Below are 15,167 nucleotides of genomic sequence, written 5' to 3' on the forward strand. Positions count from 1 at the left end.
CCCGCACCTCCGTGACCCGCCCCCACCCCCTGGCATGAGGAGTGCCGATCTTGACTACCCGGTCAGTCACCAGAAACCCGGTTCCCGCACCCGACTTCGACACCGACAAGAACGACTCCTGGGGTACGCGCCTGCAGCACCTGATGCACGCCAACCCCACCCTCGGACCCTTCACCGTCCTGATCGCGGCGATCATCGTGTTCAGCGCCATGAGCCCGCGCTTCTTCACCGCACCGAACCTGTCGCTGGTCCTGGCCCAGGTCACCGTCATCGCCGTACTCGCGCTCGGTCAGACCCTGGTCATCCTGACCGCAGGCATCGACCTGTCGGTCGGTGCGATCGCCGTCTTCTCCTCCATCCTGATGGCCCACTTCGCCACCGACGCCGGCCTTCCCGGAGCCCTCGCCCTCGTCATCGGGCTCGTCCTGGGCACCGCGATGGGCGCCCTCAACGGCATCCTGGTCACCCGGATCAAGCTCCCACCGTTCATCGTCACGCTCGGCACCCTGACCATCTTCTTCTCGCTGAACTCGGTGGTCAGCAAGAGCGAGACGGTCCGCGGCTCGGACATGCCCGCCCTGATGACCTGGACCGGCACCACGATCCCGCTCGGCGGTTTCCGGCTCACCTACGGCTCGCTCATCATGCTGCTGCTCTTCGCCGCCCTGCTGTACGCGCTGCGGATGACCGCCTGGGGCAAGCACGTCTACGCCACCGGCGACGACGTGGACGCGGCCCGGCTCGCCGGCATCCGCACCAACCGGGTCCTGCTGTCGGTCTACACCGTCGCCGGAGCCCTGTACGCCGTCGGCGCCTGGATCCTCATCGGCCGCCTCGCCTCGGCCAGCCCGAACGTCGGCACCGACTACAACCTCGACTCGATCACCGCGGTGGTGCTCGGCGGCGCCAGCCTCTTCGGTGGTCGCGGCGGGGTGATCGGCACGCTGATCGGGGCGCTGATCGTCGGGGTCTTCCGCAACGGCCTGCAACTGGCCGGCGTCGAGGTGGTCTGGCAGGGCTTCGCCATCGGCCTGCTCGTGCTGGTCGCGGTCTCCCTCGACCAGTGGATCAGAAAGGTCAAATCGTGACTCCGGTATTGCAGGCGAAAGGCCTGACCAAGCGGTACGGCCGAGTCGTCGCGATCGACGGCAGCGACCTCGAACTGCACGCGGGCGAGATCCTGGCCGTCATCGGCGACAACGGAGCCGGCAAGTCCAGCCTGATCAAAGCCCTGTCCGGTGCCCTGGTCCCGGACCAGGGCGAGATCTACCTCGACGGCGAACGGGTGCACTTCCGCAACCCGATGGACGCCCGCGCCGCCGGGATCGAGACGGTCTACCAGACCCTGGCCGTCGCCCCCGGCCTCGACATCGCCGACAACCTCTTCCTCGGCCGGGAGAAACGTCGGCCCGGCCTGCTCGGCTCGGTCTTCCGGATGCTCGACCACAAACACATGCGCACCGAAGCCGCCCGGCACATGAGCGAACTCGGCGTCGGCACCCTGCAGAACATCGGCCAGGCCGTCGAGTCACTCTCCGGCGGCCAGCGCCAGGCCGTCGCGGTCGCCCGGTCCGCCGCCTTCGGCAGCAAGGTGATCATCCTCGACGAGCCGACCGCCGCACTCGGCGTCAAGGAGGGCAACCGGGTCCTGCAACTCATCCGCGACGTCCGCGACCGCGGCCTGCCGGTCATCCTGATCAGCCACAACATGCCACACGTCTTCGAGGTGGCCGACCGTATCCACATCCAGCGCCTCGGCCGCCGGATCGCGGTGATCAGCCCCAAGACCCACACCATGTCCGACGCTGTGGCCATCATGACCGGAGCCGCCCCCGCACCGGCCCAGCCGGCCGAATAGAAAAGGAGAACCATGCGATACGCGGCGGTCCTGGGCGAAGCCCTGGTCGATCTGCTGGAAACCCCCACCGACACCGGACCCGTCTACCGCTGCGCCATCGGCGGCGCTCCGTTGAACGTGGCAGTCGGCGTGAGCCGCCTCGGTGGCAACGCCCACTTCATCGGCACTCTCAGCGAGGACACCTGGGGCGACCGGATCGCCGCGTTCCTGACCGACAACGGCGTCGGCACCCGTCACGTGCGGCGGGTGCCGGCAGCCAGCACACTGGCCCTCACCACCTTCGCCGGTCCCGAACCGCAGTTCCGGTTCTACGGCACACCCGCCTCGTACGCCCAGCTCGCACCCGCCGACCTGGACCTGCCGCACCTCAGCGGAGCCGCGGTCCTCTACACCGGCTCGATCAGCCTGCTCGCCCAGCCCGTCCTCGACTCCGCCCGCCGGGCCTGGGCACGACCGGGCCCACTGCGAGTCCTCGACCCCAACATCCGCCCCGGGCTGCTACCCGACCACACCGCCGTCACCGAGCTGCGTGACCTCATCGAGCACTTCGCGGCCACCGCCGACCTGGTCAAACTCAGCGCGGCAGACACGGCCGTGCTCTACGGCGGTGCCACCGTCGCGCAGGCGGCGGCACGACTGCGCGCCGCCGGAGCCGCCGCCGTCATCGTCACACTCGGCCCGGACGGCGCCTGGCTGGACACCGGGAACGAGACGAGAGTGATCGCGGCACCGCAGGTCACCGCGATCGACGCGACCGGCGCCGGCGACTCCGTGATGGCCGCCCTCATCTCACGACTGCTGGACACCGGACTACCCGACAGCACCACCACCTGGCACGACCACATCCACTTCGCACTCCATGTGGCCGCACTCGTCTGCGAACGCCCCGGCGGCGCGGACGCGATGCCCACCCGCGAGGAGTTGCGTCAACGCTGGGGAACCGCCGCCCTCGCCGCCTGAAGCGTTGGGCACCTCGTCGTCGCCTGGGCCTGGCGCACGCCGACCCGACCCGCCGACTCGCCGCACCGTCACCTGGCGATCACCGAGACGGGCGTCAGTACGATGACGCCCGTCCGTGCTCGCCGGTGTTCTCTGTGGAGGCCCGATTGCAGTTTCAGGTGCTCGGGCCGCTGGCTGTCGAGCTGGACGGTGAGTCGCTCCCGTTGGGGCCGCCCCTGCAACGCCGGGTGCTGGCGGCGCTGCTGCTGCGCCGCAACGAGAACGTCGCACGCCGTACCCTCATCGAGGAAGTCTGGTCGGCCGACGCCGAGGCGTTCGACGGCTGGGAGCTGGAGGACCGCAAACGTGGGGCGCTGTTCACCTACATCGCCCGCCTGCGGGTGGCACTCGCACCGGCGGCCGCGGCGATCGGCCGGGACACGCTGCTGGTCACCGAGGACGGCGGCTACCGCCTGGACCTGCCCGACGATCACGTCGACGAGACCGAGTTCCGTGGCCTGATCCGGCAAGGGCAGGACGCGCTCGCCGCGGACCAGCCGGCCGTGGCGGTGCAACGGCTCGACAGTGCTCTCGCCCTGTGGCGCGGCCGGCCGCTGGGCAGTCTGCACACCGAAGCGTTCGCCCGGGACACCGTCGCCCGGCTGGACGCCGCACGATTGGAGGCCCTGGAGGCGACGGCGGACGCGTTCCAGCGGCTGCACCGCTACCGCGAGCTTCTCACCGACGTGGGGCTCGGCCGCTGGATCGAGGAGTACCCGGACAGCGAGCGTCTGCACCACGCGCTGGTGATCGCCCTGCACCGCAGCGGTCAGCCGGCAGCCGCGCTCTCGGCCTGCCAGGACGGCATCGCCCGACTGCACAAGAGCGGATCGACACCCACGCTTCTGTACGCCGTGGCCGACGAACTGTCCGCCCCGGACACCGCCCCGCGCCTGCCGCCGATGATGCCCGCCGACCTGCTCGAAGCGGCGGCGCAGACGCTCACGAGCGCGGTCCGCCGGCAGTGGCAGGACGAGATCGCCCTGTTGCAGCTGTCGGATCCGTACCCGATCCCGGTGCGATGGAGCGACGGGTCCGCTGACGTCGCCGCCCTCGCGTCGGCTTTCCAGGCGCTGGATCGGCGGCGTCTGGTGGTGCTCGGACCGGCCGGGTCCGGCAAGACCACCCTCGCGGTCATGTTGACCGTGGAACTGGCGACCCGCCGGCTGCCGGGGGAGCCGGTGCCGGTGCTGCTGTCGCTGTCCTCCTGGCGACCCGGCAACGAACACCTGCACGCCTGGCTGCGTCGGGAACTCGCTGAGCGGTACCCGATCCTGCAGGACCGGGCCCGTTTCGGGCCCACCGCGATCGCCGACCTGGTGGCCGACCGGCGGCTCGTGCCGATCCTCGACGGCCTGGACGAGGTTCCGGCGTCGCGCCGGTCCGCGGCGATCCGGGCGATCAACCGGGCCGTGCTGGCCGGCGACGCGTTCGTGCTCACCTCCCGGGCGGAGGAATACCGGGCGGCGGTCACCGCAGGCGAGCGACTCACCGCCGCGACGATCATCGAGGCTCAGCCGGTACGCCTGACCGAAGCCGCCGAATACCTCCGGGCCGCCAGTGCACTGCAGGCCGGCGAGCACCGCTGGGAACCCGTCCTCGCCGCGCTGACCGCCCAGCCGGACGGACCGCTCGCGGCTGCTCTGACCAGCCCGTCGACGCTGATGTTGACGCGGCAGGTCTACGGCGGGGCGAGCGATCCGGCGCAACTGCTGGACAGCGTCCGTTTCCCGGATCGGGATGCGATCGAGGCGCACCTGCTCGACGTGCTGGTGCCCACGCTGCTCGAACAGGATGCACACCGGGACGAGCGGCGGACGGTCCGCGACGACCGGATCTTCCGTGATCGGCTGGCGTTCCTGGCCCGCCACGCGCGCAGCGTTCAGACGTACGACCTCGCGTGGTGGGATCTGGCCCGGTCGGTCCGGCCGTTGGCGAGCCGGGTCGGCCGGTCCGTCACCGCCGCCGCATTGATCATGGTGATCGCGGTGGTCATCGTGCTGGTCAAGGACCTGCCCGACTATGTCGCCAAGATCGGTCTGGTGGCCGCGTTGCAGCACTGCTCGCTGCAGGCGGTCAAGCACGGCCTGGCGTACAGCCTGGGCACCCTGGCCGCCGCCCTCTGTGTCGGGTCGATCATCCCGCCCGGCCCGCAGGACGCACCGCGCCGCAGGCGGGTTCTGACCGGGGCGCTGCAGGCCGGTGCGGCCGGTGGCGGCGTGCTCGGGCTGGTGCAGGGTGCCGGGGCGGCGCTCGGGAACGAGTCGGCGGCGGGCGGTGTCGTCACCGGTGTCGCGTACGGGCTGGGGCTGGGGTTCGCGTTCGGTCTCAGTGCGGTGATCGCCGCCGTGCCCACGCCGACCGCGACCGACTTCCGGCTCCGCGGCCGGGTTCGGAGGCCGGCGCGGATGCTGGGCCGGGGCGTCGCCGCCGGTGCCGTCGTCGGGCTGGTGGTCGGCGGGGTCCAGGAGGGTGTGCTGGCGTTCGCCCGGCACGCCGGTGTCCGGTACGACGACGAACTCGTGATCGGCCTGCTGCCCGCTCTGGTGTTCGGTCTCGTGGTGGGGCCGGCGTCCGCGCTGATCCACTGGTCGCGTACGCCGATCGCGGTCGAGCGGGCGCACGATCTGCGCTCGACGCTGGCCGTGGACCGCCGCCAGTACCTGACGCTGCTGGCCATGGTCACCACGACGATCGTGGTCGCCTTCACCTCGGGTGCACTGGTCTCGCTCGACCTGAGCATCGCCGAGACCGTCGGGCACGGCGTGAGCGCCGGTCTGGGCGGGGCGTTCGTGCTGGCGGTGGCGTTCGGATTCACCGCGGCGTGGCCCCGCTATCAGGCGGCCCGGCTGTGGCTCGTACTGCGCGGGAGGCTGCCCTGGGATCTGACCGGGTTCCTGGCCGAGGCGCACCGGATCGGCGTGCTGCGCCGGCACGGTGCGGTGTACCAGTTCCGGCATGGCCGCCTGCGTGACAGCCTGGCCGGGTCGAGTCAGGCGGCCAGGGCGTCGCGGTGATGTCGGAAGGGCTGTCAGGTCGCACGTGCCGCAGAAGGCGCCGACGGTGTCGTGTGCGCCCGCTGCCAGCGCCGTGCGAGTTCGATGACAGCGGGCGCCCGCATGCTTCCCGGCATGACAGAGAGCAGAGATCTCGGCTGGATCCGCAGCTGGGCGACGTCGCCGCAGATGACCGACGCGGTGTTCGCGGATGTGACGCTACGTCAGGAGATCCGCATCAGCGGCGGCGGCCGGCGGGTGCGGATCCGGCTGACCAACGAGTACGGAACGGCGCCGCTGACCGTCGGCGCGGGGCGGCTGGGTCTGGCGACTGCCGGCGGCGGCATCGCGCCGGGCAGTGACCGGGTCCTGACCTTCGGCGGCCGTGCCGGTGTGGTGATCCCGGCCGGTGCACCGGTCCTGAGTGATCCGGTGGACCTGCCGGTGTCCGCCCTGGCCCGGCTGTCGGTCAGCCTGTATCTGCCCAACCGGGTCGAGGCGTGCACCGGCCACGACATGCCGCTGGACACCGGCTGGGTGATCCCGGGCGATGCGGTCGCCGAAGCCGCACTGCCGGGCGACGCCGAGCCGCTGCCGGCGTGGGCACTGGTCTCCGCGGTCGAGGTGCTGCCCGACGAACCGGCCGGGGTCGTCGTGGTGCTGGGCGACTCGCGCGTCGACGGCGTGGGCTCCACCGCCGGCGGTGGCTGGCCGGAGCGGTTGGCCGAACGCGGCGTCTACGTCTGTGGTCAGGGGATCAGCGGGAACCGGCTGCTCAACGACGGACTGGGCCCGTCGGGCCTGGCCCGCTTCGACCGCGACGTGCTGGCCACGCCGGGGCTCAGCCACGTGGTGGTCTCGATCGGCCTCAACGACATCGCCGTCTCGTTCGCCCCGCGGGTCGGACCACTCGCCGACTTCCTCACGATGTTCCCCGGCGAACCGGTGACGGCTCAGGACGTCATCGCCGGATTCCGGCAGCTGATCGACCGCGGCCACGATCGGGGGGTGCGGGTGTACGCCACCACGATGGCGCCCTACGGGGGCAACGACATCTTCAGCCCGGAGGGCGAAGCCGTACGCCGCACGGTCAACGACTGGATCCGCACGAGCGACGCCTTCGACGCGGTTCTCGACTTCGATGCCGTCTGGCGTGATCCGACCCGGCTCGACCGGATCCGCGGCGACCTGCACGAGGGCGACCACCTGCACGGCAACGACGCCGGCTACCAGGCCCTGGCCGACTCCATCGACCCGTCGATCTTCAAGTAGGGGAGACCGTTCATGTATGACGTAGTGATCGTGGGCGGCGGCCCGGTCGGGCTCTTCCTGGCCTGCGAGCTCGGACTCGCCGGCTGCGCGGTGCTGGTGCTCGAACGTGAGCCGGAGTCGCGTACCCCCGGAAAGGCCCTTCCGCTCGGCATGCGTGGTTTGAACGCGGGCTCGGTGGAGGCGTTCTACCGCCGCGGCATGCTCGCCGACCTCGGCGTCGCCGATGACCCGCACACCACCCCACGCAACCTCGGCCACTTCGCCGGGATCATGCTCGACGCGGCGAACGTCGACCTGGCGACGCTGCCCAGCCCGGCCCTGGAAGGCCACATGACCAGCCTCGAAGCGGTCGAGACGATCCTCGCCGAGCGCGCGGCCAAACTCGGGGTCCACATCGAGCGGGCCGTCACGGTCGACGCGATCGATCAGGACGATCAAGGCGTGGTCGCCAGGGCCGGCTCCCGAGAGTATCGAGCGCGCTGGCTCGTCGGCTGCGACGGCGGACGCAGCGTGGTACGCAAGACGGCCGGCTTCGAATTCACCGGCACCGGACCGCAGCTCACCGGCTACGTCGCGCTGACCGCGATCGCCGACCCGGAGAAGCTGAGTCCCGGTTTCAACCTCACACCGCACGGTATGTACCTGCGCACACCCATCGAGGGACACCTCGGCATGATGGACTTCGACGGCGGCGCGTTCGACCGCTCCCGACCGCCCACCCGCGAGCATCTCCAGCAGGTACTGCGCCGGATCTCCGGCACCGACGTGACACTGAACGAGGTCCACCAGGCCGCCAGTTTCACCGACCGCGCCATGCAGACGACCACCTACCGCCGCGGCCGGGTACTGCTCGCCGGGGATGCCGCGCACATCCACTCCCCGCTCGGCGGCCAAGGTCTGAACCTCGGCATCGGCGACGCGATGAACCTGGGGTGGAAGCTGGCGGCGGCCGTGCACGGGCACGCGCCGGACGCCCTTCTCGACACCTACACCAGCGAACGGCACCCGATCGGTGCCCGCGTGCTCGACTGGTCCCGTGCCCAGGTCGCGGTCATGCGGCCGGACGCGACCGCCCCGGCGCTCCAAGGTCTCATCCGGGATCTGCTCGCTACCCGGGCCGGAGCGACGTACGTGTTCGGCCGGGTGGCCGGCCTGTCGAACACCTACGACGTGGGCGACGCACACCCGCTCGCCGGCCGGAACGCCCCGGACTTTCGGCTTCAGGACGGCACCCGGCTGGGCGACCTGCTGCAGCGGGGGACCGGCGTGCTGCTCGACTTCCGCGGCGACCTGGAACACGCCGTTGCGCCCTGGGCGGATCGCATCCACTACGCGGCCGGCCCCGCGTACGACGACCTCGGCCTCGACGGCGTTCTGATCCGGCCGGACGGTGTCATCGCCTGGGCCGGTGAACGTGGCGGCTTCGTCCGCGCCGCGGCCCACTGGTTCGGTGCACCGACATCGTGAAAACGCCCCCGGCAGGGGATTCCAGATTCGTGTGAGTTCTGGTGTGGGGTCCGCGCCGAAACTCCTACCGACGCGCTAGTCCACCAGGGGGAAAGAGGAAGACATGAGCGCACGTAGGAAATGGTTCGCGGCCCTTGCCGTCATGGTCGCCGTGGTCGGGATCGGGTCGGTGGCCAATGCCTCGATTCCGAACTCGGGCACGGGGCTGATCAACGCCTGCTACAACACCGACAACGGGGCGCTGCGAGTGATCGACACGCAGATCGGGCAGGCCTGCCGCGGGGTCGAACAACCGCTCAACTGGCCGTCGTCGGGATCGCGGGCGACGTCCTGACACACCGCCGGGCCGGTCGCGCTGCCGCGCACGGCCGTGACCGGGCGGATCCTGGTGCCGGGGCCGGTGCTTCCGGCCGGGACCTGGTCGGTGACGCTGCGGGTCATCCTGATCAACGGCACCAACGTGCGGGACACCTTCCGGTGCGGGCTCAACAACGGCGCCGGTGGGCTGCTGACCGGGGACGCGACGACCGTGGAGGGTTCGGCCTACCACAGCGTCACGATTCCGGGCCTGATCACTCTCACCGAACCGGACCGGCTGAACGCGCAGTGCTTCCACGACAACAACCTGCCGGCCGGTGGCGCGCTCGAGGCGAACTTCGCCGAGGTCATCGCGGAACAGATCGGCACACGGTTCTGATTCGGCGGTAGAGCGCGGCCCGCCCCGGGGATCAGTTCAGCCGGGACAACTCCTCGAGGCGGGCCCGCATCGTGTCGGCGTCCGGATGGTCGAGTCGCCGCAGGATGCTCAGAGCACGCTGCCAGGCCCGTCGGGTGCCGTCGAGGTCTCCGGTGGCGCGCCGGGCGTCGCCGAGGCCGGTCAGCACGATCGTCTCGTCGTAGCCGAGGCCCAGGGCGCCGATCAGGTCGATGGCCCGCAGGTAGCACTCGGTGGCGCGGTCGGCGCCGCCGAGGTTCATGTGGACCCGGCCGAGACTGTCCCAGGCCTGCGCCTCACCGCGCGGGTCGCCGGCCCGCTGGTGCAGGGCGACCGACCGGCGACAGTGGATCAGCGCCTGCCGGTGATGGCCCAGGTGGGTGAGGTAGTAGCCGATGCTGTTGAGCCCGTCGGCCTGCCCGGCCACGTGCCCGATGCTCCGATAGAGGCCGACGGCCCGCCGTGAATGCGGCAGTGCCTCCGCGTACCGACCCTGCCGGTCCAGTGACCAGGCCAGGTTCAGGTGGGTGTGCGCCTGACTGGTCAGGTCGCCGACCTGCTCGAACAGATCCAGCGCCCGCGTGAAGTGGGTGTGGGCGTCACCGGCGCGGCCCAGCTTCGCATGGGCCCGGCCCAGACCCCAGTGCGCGTGCGCCCGCCCGGTACGGTCACCGAGCCGTTCGGCCGCGGCCATCGCGGTGGTCTGGGCGGTGAGCAGGTCGGTCCAGTAGCCGTGCATGTCGAGGTAGTCCATCAACGTCCACGCCAGCCGCCACGCATGCTGATCGAAACCGGTCCGGGCGGCCTGACCGACGGCGGCCAGCAGCACCGGCCTCTCCACGGTGTACCAGGCGAGCGCGTGTTCGTATCCGGCGAACGACATCGGCAGCGCGGCGGGATCGGGCGCAGACCCGATGATCGGCTCCCGATGCGGATCCATGCGCCGGGCGGCCGTGTCGGCACTGTGCAGGTAATGGTCGAGCATCCGCTGCCGAGCCAGGTGACGGTCCACGGCGCTGTCGTGGAGTTCGGCCAGCTCACGGGCGTACCAGCGGAGAAGGTCGTGAAAGGCAAAACGGCCTTCGGCCGGATGCTCCAGCAGATGGGTACGAGTGAGTTCCGCCAGCATGGGTCGGATGCCGGCCACGCCGAGCCCGGCCAGACCGGCGGCCGCGATGACGTCGATGTCCGGGCCCGCGTGCAGGGCGAGCAGTCGGAAGAGCCGGGCCGCGCCGTCGCTCAGTGCCCGGTAGGACCAGGAGAACACGGCCCGCACATCGGTCGACGCGTCACCGCCGTCGAGCGCGTCGAGCACACCGGCGGCATCACGCAGTTGGGTGACCAGCTCGGCCAGTGGCGCCCAGGCCCCGGCTGCGGCGGCGATGACCAGAGCGAGCGGCAGCCGCCCGCACCGTTCGATGATCTCGTCGACGGCACCGGATTCCGCGGCGACCCGGTCCGCGCCGAGCCGGGCGGCGATCAGCTCCCGGGACTCGCCGACGGTCAACACGTTCAGGGCCACCGGGTGCGCGCCTTCGGCCGCGACCAGCGGGGTGAGCCGGTTGCGGCTGGTCACCACGGCCGCGCAGCCGGGTGTGCCGGGCAGCATCGGCCGGACCTGCTCGGCGTCACGGGCGTTGTCGAGCACGACCAGTACCCGTCTACCGGCCAGGATGCTCCGGTACAGGGTGGCCCGCTCGTCGAGCCCGGAAGGCAGCCGCCCGGCCGGCACGGTGAACGCCTCCAGAAAACCGCGCAGCGCCTCGGCCGGATCGGTCGCCTGGCGACGTGGGTCGAAGCCGTGCAGGTTGACGTACAGCTGGCCGTCGGGATAGCGGTCGGCGACCCGGTGTGCCCAGTGCACGGCCAGGCTCGTCTTGCCGACCCCGGCCGGGCCGGACACCGCGACGACCGGCATGCCGTGGTCGGCGGGAATGGTGTCGAGCCGCGCGAGTGCGTCGTGTCGGCCACGGAACGACCGCGGCGGCGCCGGTAGCTGACGTGGCGGCGTGACCCGCGCCCCGGCGATCACCGGTCGCCGCGGGACGTCCAACGCCGGGTCGACGGTGAGGATCCGCTGGTGCAGTGACCACAGGTCGGGTCCGGGGTCGATGCCGAGCTCGTCGGCCAGGCGGGATCGGGTCCGCTGGAAGGTGTCCACCGCTTCGGCCTGGCGGCCCGACCGGTACAGCGCGAGCATGAGCTGCCCGGCGAGCCGTTCGTCCAGCGGCGACGCGGCGGCCCGCACGGACAGATCCGGTACGAGCTCACCGTGCCGCCCGAGGCGTAACTCGACATCGGTGCGGTCGAGCTCGGCAGCGGTCCGCCGCCGGTGGGCCGCGTCGCGTGCCGGGTCGAGCCACGGCGAGTCCAGGCCGGCGAACGCCTGCCCCCGCCACAGCCCGAGCGCCCGGGCGAACAGCGCCGACGCCTCGTCGTCGTCGGCGGCCCGGGCCCGTGTCGTCAGCTGCTCGAACCGGTGCAGGTCCACGGCCGGCGCGTCGACCTGGAGCAGGTAGCCACCCGGCCGTCGGGTGATCGCGACGTCGTCGGCGGTGTTCAGGATTCGCCGCAGCCGTGACACGTAGTTGTAGAGCGCCCCGCGTGCGCGCTGCGGCGGCCGGTCGGCCCACACCCGGTCGGTGAGTTGATCGGCCGAGACCACCTGGTTGGCGTCGACCAGCAGGGCGAGCAGCACACGCTGCTGGCGGGCGTGACCGACGTCCATCGCGGTGGTCCCGATGCGGACCTCGAAGTCGCCGAGCACGCGGAACTCGACGGCGCCCCTGAAATCAGCCACTCATCGAGATTCCTCGATAAGAATGAATGGTCGGAAGGATCTGGCAGATTCGCGACAGCTGCCACTCGGCCCACGACGGGGCGTTCATGGTCCGGTGAGTAGCGCGGGCAGGTCCGTGGACGCCTGCCAGATCGTGTCGCCGCTGGTTCCGTCGGCGGCGAGGGCACCTTGAGCGACGAGGCGCCGGCAACCGTCGAGTTCCACGTAGATGTCGCCCCGGGGAGTCTCCAGCCGGGCGAACCGGTTCGCCGGAGTGGTACATGCCGCCGCTTTTCCGGAGGTCGCGACCGCCCGCTTGACCGCCGCCCACCTGCCGGGTGGCAGGACGCGGCCGGAGACGAAGTCACCCTGCGGCTTCTCGCTGTCGCGGCCGCTCGCCAGCACCCGGTAGACGCACAACCGCACCGATGCGGCGTCGTCGGCCAGAGCAGCCAGATCGCCCTGCCGACCGGGCGGATGGACGCCGGTGAACCACACCATGTCGGTGTGGACCTGATCGCATCCGCTCGCGGCGGCACCGGCCGACTCGACCTCGCCGAGAACCCGGGTGCTGACGCGCGTCCACCGCAGCTCGCCCAGGGCGGCGGCGGCCTCGGCACGGGGTTTGTCGCAGCTGTCGCGGGGGAGCCGGGGCCGCACCCAGCGACCCTGGCCGTCGAGGAGCACCATCCGCGGTGTGAAGTAGCCATCCGCGGCGCAGATCAGCCCCGCCTCCGGTGGCACGTCGCCGGTCGGCGGTTCGAGTGACGGCGGCGGCTCGTCGGGCAGACTCAGTGCGGCGATCAGGGCGGCCACATCGTCGGCCCGGTCCTCCACGGCGATCGCGTCCGTTCCGCCGTCCGTCCGTCGCTGGGTGTCCTCCCGGCAGAGGAGGGCGGCCACCGGGTGGAAGGTGCCGGCGAAGTGCGCGAGCGGCACGGCGTCGTTGCCGCCGTCCTGCGGCTGCATGGTCGGTTCGTCGGCACAGGTACGCCACTTCGGGTGGATCGTCGGTGCGCTGGACGGCTGCGGGTCCGACACGGGTGCGGCGACCGAGGTGAGCGGCTGGGCCGATCCGGTGCGGCTCACCTGGCCGGCGCAACCGGCCAGCGCGAGAGTGAGCACCCCGCCGGCTGCGAGGGCCGCACCGACCCGGGTCATCGCGCCGGGACTCCCGGAAGCCGGAAACCACACCTTGATCATTCGGGTGACCCTAGGACGCGCGGAGGCGCCCGCGGTGCCGGTATACCGGCGCATCAACGATCCCGAACGGTCAGCGGCGGCGGCCGCCTCGGACCCGGTGGCCGCCGTTCGGCCGAATCGCCTTCACCGGGCGCCGGATGGTGAGTGGTCGCTTCCTGATCCACCGCTACCCGACTCGGCGGGAGGCATCGTCCGCCGCGACGCGGTCCGGCCGATCAGCGATGCCGATGAACGAAATCGGTCCGTCATGAGGATGTGGGCCGGCTGGCGGCGTAGCACAATCGACCGCGTCAGGGGGTCGGACGGGGAAGGTGCCATGCCGCGCAAGAAGATGTGGGTCACGTACGAGGACGACGCGGAGCTGTCGAAATCGCACAAGCGGCCGGGCAGTTTCAGCCCGCTGACCCGTGAGGACGGCACCAACAAGCTCGGGCACGTCACCCTCGACCCGATCGACGAGGACGAGGAGGACGACGACGAGCCGTCGGTCTCATACGTCTTTCACACCCACACCCACACCTACGAGCACGCGGACACGCAGCCTCAGCAGAAACGCGCCGAACAGGACGACGATACGGATCTCGTCGAACTGGTGGCCCTGGGAGTCGCCGCCCTTGCGGTGACCGCTGCCCCGGCCGTCCGAAAGACGGTGGAATGGTGGAGGAAACGGCGTCAGCCGCGGGCGGCGCTGACGCCGGGGGACATGGCCCGGGAGGTCTCCGAGGCGCTCAAATTCTTCCAGATCGGTGGAAGCCGCATCGAGGCCCGCGACCGGATCGTCGAGGCCCTGACCGCACAGTTGCGAGATTCCAAGCCGCTGACACAGCAGCAGCTCGGTGAGGGTGTCCGGCTGGCGCTGGAGGCGAGCCCGTCATTGCGTGACGAGGCCGCGCTGACCGATCTGCGGAAGATCCTGGAGAACTGATCATTCGGTGAAGTGGGGCCCACTTCAATCGAGTGAGCCGGCCCTTGTGTGTTCCTCTGCGGCCGATCGACCCGCCGATCGAGCAGCGGTGTGTCGCAGCCCTACTGCCCCATCGGCGGAACCCGCCACCGGAGGACCGCCCCGCCCTCGTCGTTCTCCAGGGAGACCGGATAGACCTGTCCGGCGGACCGGCCGCCGCCGAAACGCTGAAGTTCGAGCGGCGTCCAGGCCAGACAAAGAACCGGTGAACCCGCCACCTCGATCAGCCCGGCACCGAGCGGGTCCGGCCCGCCCGCCCGCCACCCGAGATGCTGATGATGGTGCAGATCGACACGTGCCATGTGCCGGTAGAGGCCTTGCTCGGCCGACCACTCGTTGATCGCCCGCGCCCGTTCCCGGGCCATCTCGACCGGAAGGTCGAGCCAGCCACGACAGCCGTCCCCGGACGGCAACGGCAAGGCCCCGAAATGAGCCCACGCCTGCTCCTCGCCCCGGCCCGAGACCCGCACATCCGCAAGCCCATCAACTGTACGCGAACCGTGCAGAAACCCGACCCAGGAGTCGAGAGCCCGAGCGTCGCCGACGACCATCCCGCACCGATCCACGGGAAGGTCCCCGAGCGACACCGGTCCGGAACCGGACGCCAACGCTGCCCAGGGCAGATCCAGGTCGACAGTCAGCACCGCGATCGTTTCGCTGGTGTCGTACGGCTGGTAGGCGCCGGCACGGGTGATCGCGGTCGCGGTCAACGATCCGGGACCAGCCGGCACGGCCACCGCCTCAGCGAGCCGATCCCGCAGACAGCAACCCCCGGCAGCGACGGCCCGCCCAGCCCGGACGGACAGCGGCTCACCGAGTTCCGCCCACTCGTCGAGAAAGCCCGCGCATGCCAGGACAACGGCGCCCGATGGTGCGGACACCTCACCCAGCACCACCCCCGCAGACCCTGGATC

At 71.1% G+C, this 15,167-nt stretch carries 12 protein-coding genes; 9 read left to right on the forward strand and 3 right to left on the reverse strand.

The window, feature by feature from the left end; translation table 11 throughout:
- Positions 1 to 50 precede the first annotated feature (50 nt).
- The 8 genes from Q0Z83_RS12245 (at position 51) to Q0Z83_RS12280 (ending at position 9,289) form a co-directional block, all read left to right on the forward strand.
- The gene (locus Q0Z83_RS12245) at positions 51 to 1,088 is read left to right on the forward strand and encodes an ABC transporter permease (RefSeq protein ID WP_317793994.1); all 1,038 of its coding nucleotides are present in this window, start codon (positions 51 to 53) and stop codon (positions 1,086 to 1,088) included.
- Entirely contained in the window at positions 1,082 to 1,858 is a 777-nt protein-coding gene (locus Q0Z83_RS12250) for an ATP-binding cassette domain-containing protein (protein ID WP_317797068.1), read from the forward strand. Before Q0Z83_RS12245 ends, Q0Z83_RS12250 begins: the two co-directional genes overlap by 7 nt.
- A 12-nt stretch (positions 1,859 to 1,870) precedes the next feature.
- Positions 1,871 to 2,818: a carbohydrate kinase family protein gene (locus Q0Z83_RS12255; protein WP_317793995.1), complete on the forward strand. Its 948-nt coding sequence runs from the start codon at positions 1,871 to 1,873 to the stop codon at positions 2,816 to 2,818.
- A gap of 146 nt (positions 2,819 to 2,964) precedes the next feature.
- On the forward strand, positions 2,965 to 5,874 hold the full coding sequence (locus tag Q0Z83_RS12260; protein WP_317793996.1) for a BTAD domain-containing putative transcriptional regulator: 2,910 nt from the start codon (positions 2,965 to 2,967) through the stop codon (positions 5,872 to 5,874).
- A gap of 114 nt (positions 5,875 to 5,988) precedes the next feature.
- On the forward strand, positions 5,989 to 7,125 hold the full coding sequence (locus Q0Z83_RS12265) for an SGNH/GDSL hydrolase family protein (RefSeq protein WP_317793997.1): 1,137 nt from the start codon (positions 5,989 to 5,991) through the stop codon (positions 7,123 to 7,125).
- A 12-nt stretch (positions 7,126 to 7,137) separates the two neighbouring features.
- On the forward strand, positions 7,138 to 8,592 hold the full coding sequence (locus Q0Z83_RS12270) for an FAD-dependent monooxygenase (protein ID WP_317793998.1): 1,455 nt from the start codon (positions 7,138 to 7,140) through the stop codon (positions 8,590 to 8,592).
- Between the two features lie 103 nt (positions 8,593 to 8,695).
- Positions 8,696 to 8,926, forward strand: coding sequence for a hypothetical protein (locus tag Q0Z83_RS12275; protein ID WP_317793999.1), 231 nt, complete (start codon positions 8,696 to 8,698; stop codon positions 8,924 to 8,926).
- A gap of 36 nt (positions 8,927 to 8,962) precedes the next feature.
- Positions 8,963 to 9,289 carry a hypothetical protein gene (locus tag Q0Z83_RS12280; protein ID WP_317794000.1) on the forward strand — a complete coding sequence of 109 codons (327 nt, stop codon included), beginning with the start codon at positions 8,963 to 8,965 and terminating at the stop codon, positions 9,287 to 9,289.
- A gap of 31 nt (positions 9,290 to 9,320) precedes the next feature.
- Here the strand turns inward: Q0Z83_RS12280 and Q0Z83_RS12285 are convergent, their stop codons facing one another.
- A complete protein-coding gene (locus tag Q0Z83_RS12285) occupies positions 9,321 to 12,107 on the reverse strand; it encodes an AfsR/SARP family transcriptional regulator (RefSeq protein WP_317794001.1) in 2,787 nt (928 codons plus the stop codon).
- A gap of 84 nt (positions 12,108 to 12,191) precedes the next feature.
- A complete protein-coding gene (locus Q0Z83_RS12290; protein WP_317794002.1) occupies positions 12,192 to 13,289 on the reverse strand; it encodes a hypothetical protein in 1,098 nt (365 codons plus the stop codon).
- A gap of 316 nt (positions 13,290 to 13,605) precedes the next feature.
- Between Q0Z83_RS12290 and Q0Z83_RS12295 the strand changes: the two genes are divergently transcribed.
- Complete coding sequence (locus Q0Z83_RS12295; protein WP_317794003.1) at positions 13,606 to 14,214, forward strand: hypothetical protein; 609 nt, start codon at positions 13,606 to 13,608, stop codon at positions 14,212 to 14,214.
- Between the two features lie 101 nt (positions 14,215 to 14,315).
- On the opposite strand, the gene Q0Z83_RS12300 is transcribed toward Q0Z83_RS12295, so the two are convergent.
- A complete protein-coding gene (locus tag Q0Z83_RS12300; protein ID WP_317794004.1) occupies positions 14,316 to 15,149 on the reverse strand; it encodes a hypothetical protein in 834 nt (277 codons plus the stop codon).
- Positions 15,150 to 15,167 lie beyond the last annotated feature (18 nt).

Source organism: Actinoplanes sichuanensis, from assembly GCF_033097365.1.
GTDB lineage: Bacteria > Actinomycetota > Actinomycetes > Mycobacteriales > Micromonosporaceae > Actinoplanes > Actinoplanes sichuanensis.